Raw genomic sequence first — 17,151 nt, forward strand, 5'->3', positions numbered from 1 at the left:
TCTCGCGGTATGGGAGGGATAAGAATGAAGAGGCTGCTGATACCAATCTTTGCCGTGGCCATATCTGGTCTTGCTGGGGCAACAACTATCTTGGGAAGCAAAATGCAAATCCAGAAATTCGGTTTTTGTAAAACCTACGGCTGTACTCTGAAAAAAACCACTAGGGAATATAGTGAGTATCACAACGCTTACGTCACCAACTTTGACCTAAGTCTAAAAAAGTCCGGGGCGATCATCAGCTTGACTCGTTCTCCAGACGGCCAAGCCAACATGACAAGTATCCGTGTTGCTGCGTATCCGCTCCCCCCAGAGTATGCCAAGGTGGTTCAGTCCTTCATCAAGGAATCTATGGGAGCGACCTACTCCCTAAGCCAGATGAACGCATGCCTCAAGGAAGCAGAGCGCGATCTCAATGAGGAAGGCGGTCTCGGATCTTTCAACTACTTGGGCGCCAAATGCTCGCTAAAGCAAGTTGGCGGATCTTACGAAGCGGTCTTCTGGACTTTTCAACCGACCTGACCTTTGATTGGAGTCCCCAACTCTGATGACCAAGGAGTTTCCGATGCACAAGCTGCTGCCCCTGCTTGCCCTCGCCACCCTCAGCTCGGCTCAGGCCGCCACGTCCCTTCAGGAGTACATGCAGGGCAGCGGCGGCAAGCTCCGGGTCGAAGACGGCATCGTCGTGGTAAACAAACGCACCCGTGATCTGACCTACCTGCCGCTCGGCGTGGCCGCGATGGGTCAGACCTCGCAGGGGCGACTGAACCGCGTGGGCGTCTTCGCGTTCAAGGACCGCCTGAGCGCCGCTGAGGTGGACCTGCTCGCCACCAACGTCACCCGCATCGCCAGCAAGTGCTTCAACATCAGCCAGGAGCGCGGGGACGCGGTGGCCGCCTGGCTCACCCGCGAGAACCGCACGCTGCTGCGGAGCACCACCAAGAGCTTCGGGCCGCTGGACGCCACTTTTGTTCGCAATGTGACCAAGGACGGCAGCTTCTTCACCGCCGTTCACCTGCAACGCAGCGGGCAGCCCGGCGCGGCCCCCTGGCTCAACTACTGCGTGAAGTGAGGCTGACTATGAAAAAGACCCTGCTGCTCGCCTGTCTGTCCCTCTTCGCCTCTGCCGGTGCGGGCAGCATTCCCGGCACCAAGGTGTCGTACAAAATCGCCCAGGATGCCATGACCGGCGGCAGCGCCAGTATGGTCTTCGTAGACGCCACCGAGGACACCAGCGGCAAGACCTACATGGCGCTGGTCTGTGACCTGGGGAACGCCACCTTCCGCTTCTACAGCAAGACCAGCCTCGGCAGCCGCGCCGGTGAACAGGTGCTGTTCTTCTACCGTGCCGACGACAACAGGCTGCGAACGGCAGAAGGCACTCTGCGCGAGGACACCAAGACCGGCAAACTGAGCGTGCTCGACTTCAAGTACGACAGCCCGGCGCTGTTCCAGACCTTCGCCACGGCCCGAATGAAGGTGGTGGCCCGAGTCAACCGCAACAGCATGTCCTCTATGACGCTCACCTTCCCGGTCAAGGGCTTCATGCAGGGCTTCCGGACGATTGGGAACTGCGAGTGAGGCGCCTCTTCCTCGCCCTCCTCCTGCTCTCCCCCCCGGCCTGCGCCGCCTGCCCTCCGGCAAGGTAACTCCTCAGTGACTCCCTCCATTGCTGCCATTGGATGCATCCGCGTCAGCACCGACCAGCAGGCGGACCAATACGGCCCGGATCGCCAACGCCAGGAGATTGAACGCGAGGCTGAGCGGGCAGGGTTGGACATCATCGACTGGCTGGAGGAATCGGTCAGCGGCGCCAACCATGCCCGCGCTGCCGAGAACGCCTACTACGCCCTGCTGCGCGAGCGGCCTGGCCTGAATTTCATCTTCAGCCACCCAAACCGCGTGGGCCGACACGTCGAGGTCATCGTCGGCATTGCCCGGACCATCCACCAGCGCGGCGGCACCGTCCACGTTGCGGGGCTTGGCAACCTGCGAGATGCCCGGAACTGGAAATACTTCCTGCGCGACGCTGCTGACGCCGAGAGCGATTACCAGAACATCGTCCACCAGCTGGTGAGCGGCAAACGGGCGAAGGCGGCCATTCACGGACTCTGGCCGCACGGCGACGTGCCCTGGGGCTACGTCCTGCAACGTGACCAGCGGGGCCGCTCCACGCTGCCTGCGCCGGACCCCGCCGTAGCACCCATCATCCGCCGCGTATTCGACCTTGCGGAGACGATGGGCCAAGCCAGGATGCAGCAGGTGCTGAATGCCGAGGGCCTGCCCACCGCGAAGGGCGGCAGGTGGGCGACCACCAGCTTGAACAACATCCTCAGCAACAGTCGCTACACCGGCGAGGCCGTGTTTCAGGGCATCACCGTGCGCTACGAGGCCATCATCACCAAGGAGCAGTTCGAGCGCGTACAGGTCAAGCGTGCCCTGCGCAAGCGCGAGCCAGGGCCGCGCGACACCTCGCTGCTGTGGGCCGGGCACGTGCGTTGCCCAGACTGTGGCGGGTCTATCGGGCGGGACGGGCACAAGACCAAGTACGGCCAGTACATCTACTATCGCTGCTGGCGCTCCCGGCGGGGTGAGGCAGCGCGGCAGGGCCTCGAGCAACCGTGCGCGAACAGTCGCAACTGGCCGACCGGCGAAGCCGACGACCTCTGGTGGCTCTACCTGGTGGAGCACCTGACCGACCCAGCGTTGCTGGCCGAGATCGTCGCGCCACCGATTGAACCTGCGGTCTCTCCCCCACCAGCCCGCGTCTCCGAGCTGGAAGACGCCATTGCCCGGGCCTGGGAACCCTTCGCTGCCGGGAAGATTCCGCAGTCGGTGGCCGAGCGGCTCGCCGCGCCTTATGTGGCCGAGTTGGAGCAGTTGCGGGCGGAGTACGGTCCCCGGCCTGCCCGACCTGCGCCCAACTACGCGGTGCAGGCGGCACAGTTCGCGTCGGCGTTGCGCGGTGGGGGGCTGACGTTCGCGCAGCGACGGGAGTTGCTGGCGGCACTAGACGTGCGGCTGTACGTCGGGCCACACGGCCCCGAGCGCCTGAGCCTGAACATCCCTTAAACTGCTGAGGTTGCCGTGCCAGAGCGCACGCAGAAATAAGGAGGAATCTTTGTGGGTTCTGGATTAGCTGTAGGAATCGTCGGTCTTCCCAACGTCGGGAAAAGCACCCTGTTCAACGCCATCACCCGCGCCGGGGCGCTGGCCGCCAACTATCCTTTCGCCACCATCGAGCCGAACGTGGGGCGCGTGACCGTGCCCGACGAGCGCCTCAGCGCCCTGAGCCGGGTCTTTACCAAGGGCGAGCGCGTGCCGCCCATCGTTCCCACCTTCGTCGAGTTCGTGGACATCGCCGGACTGGTCAAGGGGGCCTCGCAGGGCGAAGGGCTGGGCAACCAGTTTCTCGCCAACATCCGCGAGGTGGACGCCATCGCCCACGTCGTGCGCTGCTTCGAGGACGGCAACGTGGTGCACGTCGCGGGCCGAGTCGATCCCCTCGACGACATCGAGACCATCAACACCGAACTGATTCTGGCCGACCTCGCCGGGCTGGAAAAGCGGGCGCAGAACCTCCAGAAAAAGGCCAAGGGCGGCGACAAGGACGCCAGGGAGCAGCTCGAACTCGCCGAAGCCATTCTGAAAGTCCTGGACGAAGGCAAGCCCGCCCGCGCCGGACAGTATGAGGGCAAGATTCCCAAGGACTTCGGCCTGATTACCACCAAGCCCGTCATCTACGTCGCCAACGTGGGCGAGGACGACCTGACCGGCGACAACGAGTACGTGCAAAAGGTCCGCGAGTACGCCGCCGCCGAGGGAGCGCAGGTCGTCAAGATCAGTGCCCAGATCGAGGGCGAACTCGCCGAGATGCCCGAGGACGAAGCCGCCGCCTTCCTGCACGACCTGGGTGTGGAGGAAAGCGGCCTCGACCAGCTCGTCAAGGTCGGGTACGAGACGCTGGGGCTGATCACCTTCATCACCTCCGGCGAGAAGGAGGTTCGCGCCTGGACGATTCGCAAGGGCGAAAAGGCCCCCGAAGCGGCAGGCGAAATCCACTCGGACCTCGAACGCGGCTTTATCCGCGCCGAAGTCATCGAGTGGCAGAAGATGGTCGAGGCGGGCGGCTGGGCACCGGCCAAGGCCAAGGGCTGGGTACGCACCGAAGGCAAGGACTACGTGATGCAGGACGGCGACATCATGAACGTGTTGCACAACATGTAGATGCAGCCGGGAGAAAGGGGCGCCCCGATCACGCCGGGAGCGCCCCTTCCCCTTTGTGCTGCCCAATAGAAACTGGCCTACTTCAAATGCAGGAAGGCCAGAATCGCCTGGGCAATCCCACGCGCCACCTTCTCCTGGTAGGCCTTGGTGGCGAGCAGCGGCCCTTCCCTGTCGCTGTTTCCGAAGCCGATTTCGGTCAGGATGGCCGCCGTGTTGGGGTTGCGAATCACGTAGAAGGTGTTGGTGTGTACGCCCCGGTTCGGTGCCCCGGTCTGCTGCACCAAGCTGGCCTGAATCTTGCTCGCCAGGTCTCTGGAAAAACTGACTTTGGCCTGCGAGAGAATGTCGCCCAGCAGATTCTGAGCGGTGTCCGCCGCCTTGCGCGTCAGCTCCTGGCCGATGCTGCCCGCCCCGTTTTCCTGGATGGCGAGGGCGCGTTTGTCGCTGCTGAGGGGCTGACCGAAGTAGTAGGTTTCCACGCCCCGTGACCCCGGGCTGCCCGCGTTGACGTGAATACTGATGTACGCGCTGACTGTGCCCGCCCGCGCCAGGTTGGACCGGGCGTCGAGGTCGGTGCGTTTGCTGGCGCTGAGGTGGGTGTCGGTGGTGCGGGTCATGACCACGTCCACCCCTTTGGCCCGCAGCAACTCGCGCACCCGCAGCCCCACGCTCAGCGTCACGTCCTTTTCGCGCAGGTACTTGCTGACCATGCCGGGGTCCATGCCGCCGTGCCCCGGGTCGATCACCACGCGGGGGCGGGGCGCCGGTTTGGGTTTGGGGGCCGGTTTGGCGGCGGGCTTGGGGGCCGGTTTGGGCGGAGCGACCCGGACCACGTCGATGACCAGCCGCTGCGGCAGGCTGCCCTGGCGGGGCACGACCTGAATCTTGGGATTGCCGTAGCCGGGCGCGAACGTCACGTTGACGGCGCTGCCCGCCACCGAGTACGCCACCACGCCGGGGGCCTTGAGGGTGCCGCGTTCGGCCCGCAGCAGGGTGTTCAGGCGCAGGGTGAGGTAAGGCAGAGTGACTTTCCTGCTCTGGACCCGGACGACGGGCGTACCCGGCAGGTCGAACACCAGCCGGGTGTAGCCAGGGTGGGTGCCCACCCGGGGCGCCGCCAGAGCGAGCGAGAACCACAGGGCAACTGCGACCGACAGAAAAAGACGCCAATTCACGACGGGGCCGAGTCTAGAACATTTGACAAAAAGACGTTATACGGATTCCGCTTAATTCCTGCACAGTCGGGAAAGCGCCGCCTGTGCATCCATATCGCGGAATCCGTATTTTTTCCTACTCGCATCCGCTCGGATTGAATCTGAAACTACCAGATTCAATCGGAATCCGTATTACGTCTTTTTGGCGAGCGGACTGGGACAGCTCGAAGAGAGCGAGTGCAAAACACGGAGCAGGGCGGACTTGCAAAGCTGCGAAGCAGAGAATGGAGTGATGCGGGGTGCCGTTCCGCGCATCACGTCATTCGGAGAACTGCTCTAGACCTTCGCCCAGGGGTTCGGATAGGAAGGTTCTGGGAATGGGAAGGTTCTGGGCAAGAGTTCCAGGCCGGGCACCCGGGCGCAAGCTGAAGCGCACCTGACCGACGGCCTCACGCCCCTCAGCCGGGCGGCCCCTAGGGTGGGAGGATGAATCTCGTCTCTGCCCGTTTTTCCCGTCTGTTCGCCGTGGCTGCCCTGGCACTGGGCACGCTGCCTGCGGGCGCCGTAACGTTTGGCGGTCTGAACGTGACCCCGCGAGGCGCCCAGAACCTCAATCTGGAAACCGGCGCCACCGAGATGCCCCAGGGCGGCACGGTGACCGACCCCAAGGGCGGCCTGACCATGACCGCTGCCCGCTTGCAGCTGCGGCCCGGCGAGCAACTTCAGGCGCAGGGGGCCACCGTCAAGACCAAGTTCGGCGGCACCCTGAGCGCCAGCCAGATCAACTACGACCTGAAAAGCGGCGTCGTCACCGCTTCGGGCAACGTCAACTACTCCGACGCCCGCATGAAAAATGTCCAGGCCGCGCAGGTCACCGTGCATGTCCGCAGCGGCTTCGTGGTCGCGCGGGGGGGCGTGCGGGCCAGCAGCCCTGCGCTCAGCGGCGCCACGCTGGTCTTCGACCCCAGCACCATGCAGGCGGTGGTCAGCGGGCCGTATAACCTCAGCACCCGCCTGGGCCAGACGCGCGGGCAGGCCGGTGACCGACTGCTGCTCACCTTCGCCGGAAATGTCCTGACCAGCGTCACCGGCAAACCCACAGCGAACGACCTCTCGCGCTTCAGCCCCTACCTGAAGTAGTCCCTTATACGGATTCACCTCGGGTGCGGCGGAATCTAAGCTGCTGAACGCACGTAGCGCTCTAGGTGCAGCATCAGGTTGTGGGCCGCAACCGCACGGCACGTGCGGGCTACGACGGCCTGGAAGGAATTCAGCTGCACCTCACCCAGAGAGCAGCATCTCGCTAACCTGGAAAAGACCGATTCTATGCGCTTTCTTAGTTTCCCCAGCACCGGTGGCCATGCCACCGGTGTCTTCGCGTTCTCCCGTGACTTGGCGTACACGCCACTCCCGACGTAGCCTTTGTCCCCAAGCGTGCGGCTGCGTTCGTATTCAGAGAGCAGCTCACGGGCCACGCCCTGCTCGGATTCGTTGGCAGCGACAATGGCAAACTTCGTGAAGTAGCCCTGCGTGTCGACGACGCCGTGAAGCTTGTAGCCCATCACCCAGCCCATACTCCCTGGGCCTATTTTTGCTTCTGACTGCTGTCTGGGCCGCTTCATTCGGGCACCCTGAGCAATGGGGAGGGGTTTACTGTCGATAATGAGGATGTCTGCATCTTTCGGGCTGAGGGACAGCCCGAAAGATGCGATGAGATGCCTGGCTGCGAGTAAATGGCGGTGGTAGCGACTGCGTTCGGGGAGGTGTGGGAAGAGGTCGGCGTAAAGCTGACGAACGAGGGCGAACCAGGTCTCGCTGTTCTTCTGACCAAGAAGGTCGCCCACGAGGGCGATAGTGATCAGTTCAGAAGGAGTGGCCTGACGGTTGCGGGCCATGGGAAGCTGGTAGCTTCCCATGGCGCTGAGCAGTTGGAGATGGTCGTCGACAAGGACGTAGGCCAGTGTGAAGAGGTCGGGCAGGCTAAAATATTCCAGAAGCTGGCTGGTTCGCATAACCCCAGCTTCGCTTTTTTCGCCCCTTCTTGCGCCGCACCCGAGGTGATTCCGCTTAATTCCTGCACAGTCGGGCCTATACAGTTGGGAAGGCGCCGCCTGTGCATCCATATCGCAGAATCCGTATTTTTTCCTCCTCGCATCCGCTCTGCTGCGCAGCTTTGCAAGTCGGATTGAATCTGAAACGACCAGATTCAATCGGAATCCGTATTACCTGAGCTGGGGGCCGTTACACTTCACCCCATGCTCGACCTGTTGCGGCGCCTGCTCCCGCGCCCTTGCCCCGGTTGCGGCGAACAGCTGGGCCGCGCCGCCGGGCTGTGCACCCGCTGCCGCGCCGGGCTGCGGCCCCGGACCGAGCAGCACTCGCCGCTGTCACCCACCCCCGTCCCGCATCTGGTCACGCTGGGACGCTATCAGGGCGTGCTCCGCCGGGCGGTCCGGGCGCTGAAATACGGCGGGGCGCGGGACGTGGCCGGGGCGCTGGGCAGCGCTCTGGCGGGAGGTGTTCCGGCAGACTGGCAGGTGGCGGCAGTCGTGCCGGTGCCGCTGCATTCCTCGCGTCAGCGGCAGCGCGGCTACAACCAGGCCGAACTGCTCGCGCAGGCCGTCGCCGCCGAGCTGGGGGTGCCCTGCCTGCCCGTGCTGCTGCGCACCCGCGCCACCGCCCAGCAGGCCAAGTTGCACGCCAGCGAACGCGGCGCGAACCTGGCCGGGGCTTTCAGGGTGCGCGGCCCGCTGCCAACGGGGACGCTTTTGCTGGTAGACGACGTGCTGACCACCGGACACACATTGCAGGCCTGCCGCGACGCCCTCAGCGCCGCCGGAGCGGGCGACCTGAAATACGCCGTCGTCGCACGCTAGCCGCTCGCGCCCGGCTCATACGGATTCCGCTTAATTCCTGCACAGTCGGGAAAGCGCCGCCTGTGCATCCATATCGCAGAATCCGTATTTTTTCCTACTCGCATCCGCTCGGATTGAATCTGAAACTACCAGATTCAATCGGAATCCTTATCAGGGCAGCTTTTCTCCGGCTTCCACAGGAACAGGAAGGGTGTTCCCCGCAGGAGGCAGCGGGCAGGTCCAGCCGTCGCCGTAGGCGCAGTAGGGGTGGTAGGCGAGGTTGAAGTCGAGGTCCACCCAGGTTTCGCCGTCCTCACGGCGCAGCGGGGCGTCGATGTAGCGGCCCGCACCGTAGGTCGTCTGTCCACTGGTGCGGTCACGAAAAGGCACGAAGGCCCGGGCAGGGTGCTCCTCTCCCAGCGGAGCGAACACGGTCAGGCGGTGTTCCCCGCCGGGCAGCGGCACGGCGACCTCGCCCAGCCGGGCCATGAAACGCGGCGTGCCGGTGTTGGTGTCCAGCACGAACTCGGCAGCGGCGGCGTCCCCCTGGACCTCCTCCAGCGGCAGCACGAAGCGCCAGGCGGGGTCGGGCGGGTGGTAACTCAGCCCCCGGAAGTCGGGCAGGGCCTCGGGGGCGATGGGGCCGCGTCCGGCAGCGAAATGCTCGTCCTTGCGGCGGCGAAAGTCGCTCACGGCAGCGGCATAGTCGCTTATGGGGTCGCTCATCGGGTTACTCACCGGGTCGCTCACCACTCCACCTTCAGGCGGTGCCCGGCGTACTCGACCACGTCGCCCCGGCGCAGTTTCTTGCGGCGGCGGGTCTCGATTTCGCCGTTGACGCGCACCTCGCCGCCCTGCACGCGAAATTTGGCCTCGCCACCGGTTTCCACGACGCCCCGGAGTTTGAGAAAATCCTGAAGGTCGATGGTGTTCTGGGCTTCGGCGGCTCCCTGGGGAGCGCGGGAAAGGGGTCCGGTCATGGCGGCATCATGGCAGATGGACCGCTGCGGGTGACGCATAAGGCCCAAGACGGGGTGCCTCATCACCTTTTGCCCCTACAATGCCCGCCATGAGCGATCCCCTGAGCGGCTGGCTCCCGGCCCCCGCAGGCTTCAAACACGTGGTGAGCATCAGTCTGGGCAATTCGGGGCGCAACGCCCGCGAGGAAATCAACGTGCTGGGCCAGCCCTTCATCCTCGAACGCATCGGCACCGACGGCGACAGCGCGCAGGCGGCGCGGCTGTTCCGGGAACTCGACGGCCGGGTGGACGCCTTCGGCCTGGGCGGGGCCGACCTGTACGTGATTGCGGGCGGGCGGCGTTACACCTTCGGAAACGTGCGCAAGCTGGTGGCGAACGCCAAAATCACGCCGGTCCTCGACGGCTCGGGGCTGAAAAACACCCTGGAACGCGACGCGGTGGCGCAACTCGACCCGCTGCTCGGCTGGCGCACCCAGCGCGTGCTGATGGTCAGCGCGGTGGACCGCTTCGGCATGGCCGAGGCCCTGGCCGAACACGGCGCCGACGTGGTGTACGGCGACCTGATTTTCGGGCTGAACGTGAACCGGCCCATCCGCACCATCACGGCGCTGCGCCGGGTCGCACACCTCGCGCTGCCCGCGCTGACCCGGCTGCCGCAGGACTGGTTTTATCCGACCGGCGAGAAGCAGGAACGCAGCGTGGAAGGCAAAGGCACCCGCTACTACGCCTGGGCCGACGTGATTGCCGGAGACACCCACTACGTCAAGCGCTACGCCCCCCGCGACCTGCATGGCAAAACGGTGCTCACCCAGACCATCACCGAGGCCGACCGGAGCTGGCTGCAGGAGCGCGGCGTCGCCCGGCTGATCACCACCACGCCGCGCATGGGCAAGCGCAACTTCGCCACCAACGTGCTGGAAGCCTTTTTCGTGGCCCTGAGCGGCAGACGCGAGGCGCTGAGCGAAAGCGAGTATCTGGACTACATTCGGCGCGTGGGGTTCAAACCGGAAATCAACGAGCTGTGAGGAAGGGGGCGCCCGTCCCCCTCCAGCCTCCGTCCCCTCCAGCTCCCGTCCCCCCGTCCCCTACGGCGCCTGACCCAGCACGTCGTCGGCCTCCGTCGCTTCGAGCAGGCTTTCGAGGTGCGCCTCGTCGTTGAAGCCGAGCAGGGTGCCGCTGCTTTCGCCCAGCAGGACGCGGGTGACCGACGTGTTGGTGACGCTCAGGCGCGACCAGGCGTGGCTGGGCACGCCGCCGAGGGCCAGCCCCACCGCCACCCGGACCACGCCGCCGTGGGTAAAGACCAGCACCCGTCCGCCCGGATGCGCCGCCCGCAGGGCATGAAACGCCGCGCCGCAGCGGGCGAAAAGGTCTTCCATGCTCTCGCCGCCGGGGCGCCGGGTGGCCCAGGGGTCGGCCTGCAACGCGGTGAGGTAATCGGCGTAGCGCGCCTTGATTTCGGACACGACCAGCCCGGTCAGTTCGCCCACGTTGATTTCGCGCAGCTCGGGGCACAGCCGCACGGCGGGCGTGCCCTCCAGCCGCTCGGCCACCACCTCGGCGGTCTGCCGGGCGCGGGCGAGGTCGCTGGAATACACCGCGTCGAAGCTCTGCCCGGTCAGGCGCTCGGCGAGGCTGGCGGCCTGAAGCGCCCCCAGAGCCGAGAGCGGCACGTCGGTCTGCCCCTGGTAGCGCCCGTCGGCGTTCCAGGTGCTTTCCCCGTGACGCACCACCCAGAACTCGGCAGCGGTGGCCCGGTCCGGCGGCGTAAAGCCGGTGGGGGCGAGGCGCTTGGAAGGCGGCGTGGAGGAGCGGTGGGTCAAGACCTGCCGCCCCCGATGCCCCCTGTGTTCCCGTTGAAGGTCACGCCCTGCCCGGCGACCATCTCCCCGATGACCCAGGGCCGCTCGCCCGCCGCCTGCAAGGTCTGCATGGCCTGCTCGCGCTGCGCGGCGGGCACGATAAACAGGAAGCCCACGCCCATGTTCAGCGCCCGGAACGCTTCCTGACGCTCCACGCCCGCCTCACGGACAATCAGTTCAAAGAGGGGCGGCACCTGCCAGCTCGCGGTGTCTACCCGCATTCCGATGCCTGCGGGAAACACGCGGGGCGGATTGTCCACCAGCCCGCCCCCGGTGATGTGGGCCATGCCGCGAACGTCCACACCTGCCTGTTCCAGCGCGTCGTAGGCGGGGAGGTAGGAGCGGTGCGGGACGGGCAGCACCTCGGCCAGCGTCTGCCCGTTCAGGTCGGCGCGGGCCTCGTGCCAGTCCAGGGGGTCGAGGGCCATGCGGGCCAGGGAAAAGCCGTTGGTGTGCAGGCCGCTGCTGGGCAGGGCAATCACGGCGTCTCCGGCCTCGATGCGCCCACCGTCGATGAGCCGGGGCCGGTCCACCACCCCGACAATCGTGCCCACGATGTCGAGTTCGCCTTCCACGTACACGCCGGGCATTTCCGCCGTTTCGCCGCCGAGCAGCGCCACGCCGAGCGCCTCGCACGCCTGCGCCGCGCCGGTCACGACCTCGGCCACCGCTTCGGGCCGCAGCTTGCCCATCGCCACGTAGTCGAGGAAAAACAGCGGGCGGGCGCCCTGCACCAGAATGTCGTTCACGCAGTGGTTCACGATGTCGTGCCCCAGGCCGCCGAAGCGCCCGGTCTTCACCGCCACCTTGGTCTTGGTCCCCACGCCGTCGGTGCTGGCGACGAGCACAGGGTCACTCATGTCTCCGAAGGCGGCGCGGAACAGCCCGCCGAAGCCCCCCAGCCCCCCCAGCACGTTGGCGGTGTGGGTGCGGGCCACGGCCCCTTTCATCAGGTCCACGGCGCGGTGTCCGGCGTCGATACTGACTCCGGCCCGTTCGTAGGCGGAAACGGGAGCAGCGCCCAAGTCTTTGTCCATCATCTCGCAGCGAAGTGTACCGGAGAAGTGGCCCCCGGCAGCCCCCGCCGCCCTCTAGACTCCCGCTATGCGTCCCGAACTGCTGTCCCGCGCCCTGTCGCTGCTGCCCGAGCGCAGCGCCACGCCCGAACTCGCCCGCTTCTACGGGCTGCTGCGCGACTACCCGCAGCGCGGCGGCAAGGGCGTCCGTTCGGAGCTGCTGCTCGCCAGCGCCCGCGCCCACGGGCTGCGCGACACTGACCCCGGCTGGGAACGCGCCCTGTGGCTGGCGACGGCGCTGGAACTGTTTCAGAACTGGGTGCTGATTCACGACGACATCGAGGACGACTCGGAGGAACGCCGGGGGCAGCCCGCGCTGCACCGCCTGTGCGGGGTGCCGGTCGCCATCAACGTGGGCGACGCGCTGCACGCCTACATGTGGGCCGCCGTGGGAAGGGCGGACGTGCCCGGCGCCTTCGAGGAGTTCCTGACCATGATTCACCGCACCGCCGAGGGCCAGCACCTCGACCTCGCGTGGGTGGAGGGCCGCGAGTGGAACCTCGCCCCCGCCGATTACCTGCAGATGGTGGAGCTGAAAACCGCGCACTACACGGTCATCGTTCCGCTGCGGCTGGGGGCGCTGGCGGCGGGCGTCATCCCCAGCGAGGCCCTGACCCCGGCGGGCCTGGCGCTGGGCACCGCCTTTCAGATTCGCGACGACGTGCTCAACCTCGCGGGCGACCCGGTGAAGTACGGCAAGGAAATCGGCGGCGACCTGCTGGAAGGCAAGCGGACGCTGATCGTGCTGCACTGGCTGGGGGCGGCCCCGGAGAGCCAGAAGGCCGCCTTTCTGGACCAGATGCGCCGGGACCGCGCCGACAAGGACCCGGCGGCGATTGACCGGATTCACCGCTGGCTGCTGGACAGCGGCAGCGTGCAGCACGCCCAGGACTACGCCCAGGCCCAGGCCACCGAGGGACTGAAGCTGCTGGAGCGGGCGCTGGCCGGGGCGCCGGACCCGCAGGCCGCCGCCGCGCTGCTCACCAGCGTGCGGGAACTGGCGACGCGGGAGAAGTGATACGGATTCCGATTGAATCTGGTAGTTTCAGATTCAATCCGAGCGGATGCGAGTAGGAAAAAATACGGATTCTGCGATATGGATGCACGGGCGGCGCTTTCCCGACTGTGCAGGAATTAAGCGGAATCCGTATGAGGGAGCAGAACTTGACCCCTCACCCCTGCTGCCGCAGCTTTGCAAGTCTCCCGCTGGTCGAGGGTCAAGTCACTGTTGCCCCTGGCGCCCCACTAACCCACGATGTCCAGCGCCCGGTCCGCGAACTGCGCGAAGCAGTCGTGCAACTCCTTCAGGGCGCCCCCCCGCAGCACCGACCACTCGGCGTAGTAGAGCGCCACGTTGATTTCCAGGCCGAAGGCGGGAATGCCGGTGCGGGCAGAGTGCGCGGCACTCAGGGTGTCGGTGGTCCAGGGGTCGCCCACCGCCACGCGGGTGTACTTGCCGGTCAGGGCAGGCGCGAACGCCTCGGCGCAGGCGGCTTGCAGTGCGTCCCAGTGCTGGCGGGGCACGGTGGGCACCTGCTCGCTGCCCAGCATCAGGGTCAGCGCCGGACGGGGAGCACCCTGGTCAGGGCCGAGCGCGGGGCCGAACTCGGCCATGGAGTGCCCCACGATCATCAGTCGCGCCCCCTCAAGTTCACGGCTTACCTGGGCGTCGAAGCTGTCCCAGAGGCGGCGCAGGCGGGTTTCGCGCATCTCGGGGGTCAGAGCGAAACCCGCCGGGTAAAGGGGCTGGCGGGCAAAGTCCATCTGCTTGAGCACGCCGTTGTCGGCGCTGTCGCCCCGCTCGCGGTTGAGGTCCACGGCGAAACGGCTCCACGGCGCCTGCACAAATCGGGCGCCCGGCACCGCGTAGATCAGGTCGGTGTAGGGGTCGCCCTCGAAAAAGACGCGGCGCAAAAAGGCCTCGCGCTTTTCGGTGTCGAAGGCGTCGTCGCCCAGCATGGCGAGCAGCACGTCGGCGGGAAGCTGGCCGGAAGGGTGCGGGGCCAGTACGAGCAGGTCGTCACGGTCAGGCATGGCCCGAGGCTAGAGCATTCCCGGCCCGGGCACGGAACTACCGCACCCGGCGCAACTCCACGGGGTAGGCCACCCCGTTGACCCGCAGCGCCCCCCTGAACACCTCGCCCGCGACCCGCCCGGAGAGCAGCGCGTCGGACTTGAGCGCCAGGCCGCTGACGCCCAGGCCCAGCACACTCGCGCTGAGCCGGGCGCCGTTTCCAGCCGTGATGTGCGCGGTGAGTTCGGCGCCGTCGGGACCGGGGAGCAGGGTGCCGGTGGCCTGAAAGCGGTCCCCGCTGCTGCGGTTTTCCAGCGTGCCGCTGAGCAGGTGGGTGCGGGGGTCGGCGGTGAAGGTCAGGCGGTAGCCCTGCTCGCGCAGCAGCACCCGCCCCGTGCCTTCCCACACCTGCACGGGGTGCGCCTGAACAGGCACCTGAACCGCTGGAGCGCAGCCAGTCAGGGCCAGCAGGAGCAGCCCGGCACCCGCCGCCCTCCCCTGCACCGCCCTCCCCTGCGCCCTCCTCATTCGCCGTCCGTCCACAGCCCCTGACGCCGCAGCGCCGCCACCAGCCCCGGTTCGCGGGCTTCCATGCCGCCGCCCTGCCCGAAGTACATCTTGAGCAGCCGCGCCCAGTCGCCGGGCTTGCCGGGACGGTCTGCGATGGGATTCATGATTTCGGTGCCCCGGCGCAGTTCCTCGGGCGTGCCGTCGCGGTAGGCGTCGGTGTGAACGACGAGTTCACGCGGCAATCGGGGCCGCAGCGGGGCGTTCTCGGCGGGGCGGCCCACGGTGATGGCGGCGAAAGGAAGGACGCCTTCAGGCAGCCCGAGCAGGGTAATCAGGGCGTCCATGTTGTTCACCACGCCGCCGATCCAGCAGCCCTGGTAGCCCAGCATCTCGGCGGCAGTCAGCAGGTTCTGGCCCGACATCACGATGTCCCCGATGCCGAAATGCACCGCGATGGCGGGCCAGTGCCCCGGCTCGTGCCCGGCGGCCTCCAGAATCTTGCCCACCCGGCGGGTGTCGGAGCAGGCCACGAACGCCTCGGACGCGGTCTTGATGTGGGGGTTGCCAGTCAGCTCGGCCACCTGCGCCCGCAGGTCGGGGGTCGTGAGATGAATAAACGAGTAGAGCTGCGCCGTCGCGTCGGTGGGCGCTCGCTGGGCAGCGTGCAGCACGGCGCCTAGCTCATCGGCGGTCATGCGGATGGGCGAGCCGTCGGGCTGGGTCTGGTACAGCCGGACAGTGCGGTGGGCGTCGTAGAAGGCGCGAACCTGGTCGGGCGTTTGGGTGCCGTGCATGGGCGCCAGGATAGGTCGGGAACCGGCGGGAATGTTGGCCCAGGGCGTTTTCGGTGGGTCAGGGGGGGACCAAAGCTGTCACCTCGCCGGGGACCAGATTCAGCCCGCCAGGAAGCGCAGGGCTCCCACGGGCACGTCGTCGCCGGGCACCAGGGTGGGAATCAGGCGGCTGGTGCTGAGCTGCGCGGCGAAGTCCACGTCGGCGCCCAGGCCGAGTTTTTCCAGGGTGGCGCCGTGCCCGCTGCCGCGCAGGGCCTCGCCGGGGTCGCCCCCGCCCCGGCGCATGGTGAGGGCGATGCGGGCGCCGTCGTCCACCTGAAAGTCGCCCAGCGCGAGCAGGTACTCGGCGATGACCCCCGCCGCGTACACGTCGTCCAGGCCCACCCGCCCGTCGGTGCCTGCACACACGATGGCGATTTCTTCACTGGCGACGGCCAGGGCGTGCCGGGCCACCGCGTGCGCGTTGATGAGCGCGGCCAGCACCACGTGCCGGGCCGACTGCGCGGCGCGCCAGGCGGCTCCCGTGCCGTTGGTGGTGGTCATCACCACCTGTCGCCCGGCGACGGCGGCTTCTCCCACCTCCACCGGGCTGTTGCCCAGGTCGAAGCCGGGAATGGTCAGTCCGCCGCGCTCGCCCGCCAGCAGCACCTCCGGGCGCACGGCCCGCACCCCCAGCGCGTCCTCGGCGGTGCGGGTGAGCAGCAGCCCACCGGCCCCCCGCTCCAGCAGCGCGACGGCGGTGGTGGTCGCCCGCAGCACGTCGATGACCAGCGCCACGTCGGGGTAATGGCTGTCGGGAAGCAGGTCTACACGCAGTTTCATGGCAGGGCCTCGCAGCGGGACAGGAACAGAGCGGGAGGGAGACGGGAAAACTTCAGGACAGGGCGTCGCGCAGCCGCTTCAGGCCCGCCGCACCGCCGTCCGGGCCGTACACGGCGCTGCCAGCGACCAGACAGGTGGCTCCGGCCTCGGCCAGCATCCGGGCATTGGCGGGGGTGACGCCACCGTCCACCTGCAACTCGGCGTCCGGGTTCACCTCGTCCAGCCAGCGGCGCAGGGTCCGCACCCGCTCGGCGCTCTCCGGGATGAACTTCTGACCGCCGAAACCGGGGTTCACGCTCATCACCAGCACGAGGTCCACGTCGGCCAGCACGGGGCGCACGGCTTCCAGCGGCGTGCCGGGGTTGAGGGTCACGCCCGCCTTCTTGCCGAGTTCCTTGATCTGCTGCACGGCGCGGTGAACGTGCGCGGTGGCCTCCACATGCACGGTGATGCCGTCTGCCCCGGCCTCTGCAAAGTCGCGCAGGTAACGCTCGGGGCGCTCGACCATCAGGTGAACGTCCATGAACAGGCCCGAGGCCCGCCGCGCCGCCGCCAGAATCGGCATTCCGAAGGAGATGTTGGGCACGAAGTCGCCGTCCATCACGTCCACGTGTGCCCAGTCGGCGCTGGCGATGGCCTGTAACTCCTCGCCCAGCCGCGCGAAATCGCAGGAGAGCAGGCTCGGGGCGAGTTTGACCGGGCGAGAAGCGGCATTGAAGCTCACGCCGCTCAGTCTATAACGCTGGGTACTAGAGCAGTTCTCCGAATTACGTGATGCGCGGAACGGCACCCCGCATCACTCCATTCTCCGCCCTGCTCAGTGTTTTGCACTCGCTCCGCTCGCCAAAAAGACGTTGCGT

The 17,151-nt window shown here is 66.9% G+C and carries 20 protein-coding genes; 9 read left to right on the forward strand and 11 right to left on the reverse strand.

Going from position 1 to position 17,151, the window contains the following annotated elements:
• Positions 1–24 precede the first annotated feature (24 nt).
• From G6R31_RS05205 to ychF, 5 genes are all read left to right on the forward strand, one after another.
• Entirely contained in the window at positions 25–519 is a 495-nt protein-coding gene (locus G6R31_RS05205; RefSeq protein WP_017869239.1) for a hypothetical protein, read from the forward strand.
• A 25-nt stretch (positions 520–544) separates the two neighbouring features.
• Complete coding sequence (locus tag G6R31_RS05210) at positions 545–1,069, forward strand: hypothetical protein (RefSeq protein ID WP_017869240.1); 525 nt, start codon at positions 545–547, stop codon at positions 1,067–1,069.
• Between the two features lie 8 nt (positions 1,070–1,077).
• Positions 1,078–1,578, forward strand: a complete 501-nt coding sequence (locus G6R31_RS05215) for a hypothetical protein (RefSeq protein ID WP_017869241.1) — start codon at positions 1,078–1,080, stop codon at positions 1,576–1,578.
• Positions 1,579–1,653: 75 nt separating this feature from the next.
• A complete protein-coding gene (locus G6R31_RS05220; RefSeq protein ID WP_081608180.1) occupies positions 1,654–3,069 on the forward strand; it encodes a recombinase family protein in 1,416 nt (471 codons plus the stop codon).
• 51 nt (positions 3,070–3,120) lie between these two features.
• On the forward strand, positions 3,121–4,224 hold the full coding sequence (gene ychF, locus G6R31_RS05225; RefSeq protein ID WP_017869243.1) for a redox-regulated ATPase YchF: 1,104 nt from the start codon (positions 3,121–3,123) through the stop codon (positions 4,222–4,224).
• A gap of 77 nt (positions 4,225–4,301) precedes the next feature.
• On the opposite strand, the gene G6R31_RS05230 is transcribed toward ychF, so the two are convergent.
• Positions 4,302–5,399 (reverse strand): N-acetylmuramoyl-L-alanine amidase family protein, encoded by a 1,098-nt coding sequence (locus tag G6R31_RS05230; protein WP_025566572.1) that lies wholly within the window; start codon positions 5,397–5,399, stop codon positions 4,302–4,304.
• Between the two features lie 465 nt (positions 5,400–5,864).
• Between G6R31_RS05230 and G6R31_RS05235 the strand changes: the two genes are divergently transcribed.
• Positions 5,865–6,518 carry a hypothetical protein gene (locus G6R31_RS05235; protein ID WP_017872085.1) on the forward strand — a complete coding sequence of 218 codons (654 nt, stop codon included), beginning with the start codon at positions 5,865–5,867 and terminating at the stop codon, positions 6,516–6,518.
• A 35-nt stretch (positions 6,519–6,553) separates the two neighbouring features.
• On the opposite strand, the gene G6R31_RS05240 is transcribed toward G6R31_RS05235, so the two are convergent.
• Complete coding sequence (locus G6R31_RS05240; RefSeq protein ID WP_114671024.1) at positions 6,554–7,390, reverse strand: transposase; 837 nt, start codon at positions 7,388–7,390, stop codon at positions 6,554–6,556.
• Between the two features lie 243 nt (positions 7,391–7,633).
• Between G6R31_RS05240 and G6R31_RS05245 the strand changes: the two genes are divergently transcribed.
• Positions 7,634–8,254 (forward strand): ComF family protein, encoded by a 621-nt coding sequence (locus tag G6R31_RS05245; RefSeq protein WP_017870400.1) that lies wholly within the window; start codon positions 7,634–7,636, stop codon positions 8,252–8,254.
• A 150-nt stretch (positions 8,255–8,404) separates the two neighbouring features.
• Here G6R31_RS05245 and G6R31_RS05250 read toward each other — a convergent pair whose 3' ends face one another.
• Positions 8,405–8,959 carry a DUF1684 domain-containing protein gene (locus tag G6R31_RS05250; RefSeq protein ID WP_025568116.1) on the reverse strand — a complete coding sequence of 185 codons (555 nt, stop codon included), beginning with the start codon at positions 8,957–8,959 and terminating at the stop codon, positions 8,405–8,407.
• A 20-nt stretch (positions 8,960–8,979) separates the two neighbouring features.
• Positions 8,980–9,213: an RNA-binding S4 domain-containing protein gene (locus G6R31_RS05255; protein WP_017870402.1), complete on the reverse strand. Its 234-nt coding sequence runs from the start codon at positions 9,211–9,213 to the stop codon at positions 8,980–8,982.
• A gap of 89 nt (positions 9,214–9,302) precedes the next feature.
• Here G6R31_RS05255 and G6R31_RS05260 point away from each other — a divergent pair, with 89 nt between their 5' ends.
• Positions 9,303–10,238, forward strand: a complete 936-nt coding sequence (locus tag G6R31_RS05260) for a hypothetical protein (protein WP_017870403.1) — start codon at positions 9,303–9,305, stop codon at positions 10,236–10,238.
• Positions 10,239–10,298: 60 nt separating this feature from the next.
• On the opposite strand, the gene G6R31_RS05265 is transcribed toward G6R31_RS05260, so the two are convergent.
• Together G6R31_RS05265 and purM are read right to left on the reverse strand one after the other, a co-directional pair.
• On the reverse strand, positions 10,299–11,036 hold the full coding sequence (locus tag G6R31_RS05265; protein WP_017870404.1) for a histidine phosphatase family protein: 738 nt from the start codon (positions 11,034–11,036) through the stop codon (positions 10,299–10,301).
• Positions 11,033–12,115: a phosphoribosylformylglycinamidine cyclo-ligase gene (gene purM / locus G6R31_RS05270; protein ID WP_025568117.1), complete on the reverse strand. Its 1,083-nt coding sequence runs from the start codon at positions 12,113–12,115 to the stop codon at positions 11,033–11,035. The genes G6R31_RS05265 and purM overlap by 4 nt, the downstream gene beginning before the upstream one ends.
• Positions 12,116–12,179: 64 nt before the next feature.
• On the opposite strand from purM, the gene G6R31_RS05275 reads away from it, so the two are divergent.
• Positions 12,180–13,169, forward strand: coding sequence for a polyprenyl synthetase family protein (locus G6R31_RS05275; protein WP_017870406.1), 990 nt, complete (start codon positions 12,180–12,182; stop codon positions 13,167–13,169).
• A 227-nt stretch (positions 13,170–13,396) separates the two neighbouring features.
• Here G6R31_RS05275 and G6R31_RS05280 read toward each other — a convergent pair whose 3' ends face one another.
• The 5 genes from G6R31_RS05280 to rpe all read right to left on the reverse strand — a co-directional run bounded on the left by G6R31_RS05280 (position 13,397) and on the right by rpe (position 17,015).
• On the reverse strand, positions 13,397–14,185 hold the full coding sequence (locus G6R31_RS05280) for an N-formylglutamate amidohydrolase (protein WP_017870407.1): 789 nt from the start codon (positions 14,183–14,185) through the stop codon (positions 13,397–13,399).
• 37 nt (positions 14,186–14,222) lie between these two features.
• On the reverse strand, positions 14,223–14,693 hold the full coding sequence (locus tag G6R31_RS05285) for a hypothetical protein (protein WP_051056483.1): 471 nt from the start codon (positions 14,691–14,693) through the stop codon (positions 14,223–14,225).
• Positions 14,690–15,469: an NADPH-dependent oxidoreductase gene (locus G6R31_RS05290; RefSeq protein WP_017870409.1), complete on the reverse strand. Its 780-nt coding sequence runs from the start codon at positions 15,467–15,469 to the stop codon at positions 14,690–14,692. The genes G6R31_RS05285 and G6R31_RS05290 overlap by 4 nt, the downstream gene beginning before the upstream one ends.
• 99 nt (positions 15,470–15,568) lie before the next feature.
• Positions 15,569–16,291, reverse strand: coding sequence for a 2-phosphosulfolactate phosphatase (locus G6R31_RS05295; protein WP_017870410.1), 723 nt, complete (start codon positions 16,289–16,291; stop codon positions 15,569–15,571).
• A gap of 52 nt (positions 16,292–16,343) precedes the next feature.
• A complete protein-coding gene (gene rpe, locus G6R31_RS05300) occupies positions 16,344–17,015 on the reverse strand; it encodes a ribulose-phosphate 3-epimerase (RefSeq protein ID WP_017870411.1) in 672 nt (223 codons plus the stop codon).
• Positions 17,016–17,151 lie beyond the last annotated feature (136 nt).

Source organism: Deinococcus wulumuqiensis R12, assembly GCF_011067105.1.
Classification (GTDB): domain Bacteria; phylum Deinococcota; class Deinococci; order Deinococcales; family Deinococcaceae; genus Deinococcus; species Deinococcus wulumuqiensis.

What these genes read in the sequence shown, in the direction of transcription:
- G6R31_RS05280 (WP_017870407.1), bottom strand. Translation starts at nt 14,185, where the DNA reads ATGCCTGACCGTGACGACCTGCTCGTACTGGCCCCGCACCCTTCCGGC.
- purM (WP_025568117.1), bottom strand. Translation starts at nt 12,115, where the DNA reads ATGATGGACAAAGACTTGGGCGCTGCTCCCGTTTCCGCCTACGAACGG.
- G6R31_RS05275 (WP_017870406.1), top strand. Translation starts at nt 12,180, where the DNA reads ATGCGTCCCGAACTGCTGTCCCGCGCCCTGTCGCTGCTGCCCGAGCGC.
- G6R31_RS05290 (WP_017870409.1), bottom strand. Translation starts at nt 15,469, where the DNA reads ATGCACGGCACCCAAACGCCCGACCAGGTTCGCGCCTTCTACGACGCC.
- G6R31_RS05285 (WP_051056483.1), bottom strand. Translation starts at nt 14,693, where the DNA reads ATGAGGAGGGCGCAGGGGAGGGCGGTGCAGGGGAGGGCGGCGGGTGCC.
- G6R31_RS05255 (WP_017870402.1), bottom strand. Translation starts at nt 9,213, where the DNA reads ATGACCGGACCCCTTTCCCGCGCTCCCCAGGGAGCCGCCGAAGCCCAG.
- G6R31_RS05205 (WP_017869239.1), top strand. Translation starts at nt 25, where the DNA reads ATGAAGAGGCTGCTGATACCAATCTTTGCCGTGGCCATATCTGGTCTT.
- G6R31_RS05260 (WP_017870403.1), top strand. Translation starts at nt 9,303, where the DNA reads ATGAGCGATCCCCTGAGCGGCTGGCTCCCGGCCCCCGCAGGCTTCAAA.
- G6R31_RS05210 (WP_017869240.1), top strand. Translation starts at nt 545, where the DNA reads ATGACCAAGGAGTTTCCGATGCACAAGCTGCTGCCCCTGCTTGCCCTC.
- G6R31_RS05235 (WP_017872085.1), top strand. Translation starts at nt 5,865, where the DNA reads ATGAATCTCGTCTCTGCCCGTTTTTCCCGTCTGTTCGCCGTGGCTGCC.
- G6R31_RS05245 (WP_017870400.1), top strand. Translation starts at nt 7,634, where the DNA reads ATGCTCGACCTGTTGCGGCGCCTGCTCCCGCGCCCTTGCCCCGGTTGC.
- G6R31_RS05240 (WP_114671024.1), bottom strand. Translation starts at nt 7,390, where the DNA reads ATGCGAACCAGCCAGCTTCTGGAATATTTTAGCCTGCCCGACCTCTTC.
- G6R31_RS05295 (WP_017870410.1), bottom strand. Translation starts at nt 16,291, where the DNA reads ATGAAACTGCGTGTAGACCTGCTTCCCGACAGCCATTACCCCGACGTG.
- G6R31_RS05250 (WP_025568116.1), bottom strand. Translation starts at nt 8,959, where the DNA reads ATGAGCGACCCCATAAGCGACTATGCCGCTGCCGTGAGCGACTTTCGC.
- G6R31_RS05215 (WP_017869241.1), top strand. Translation starts at nt 1,078, where the DNA reads ATGAAAAAGACCCTGCTGCTCGCCTGTCTGTCCCTCTTCGCCTCTGCC.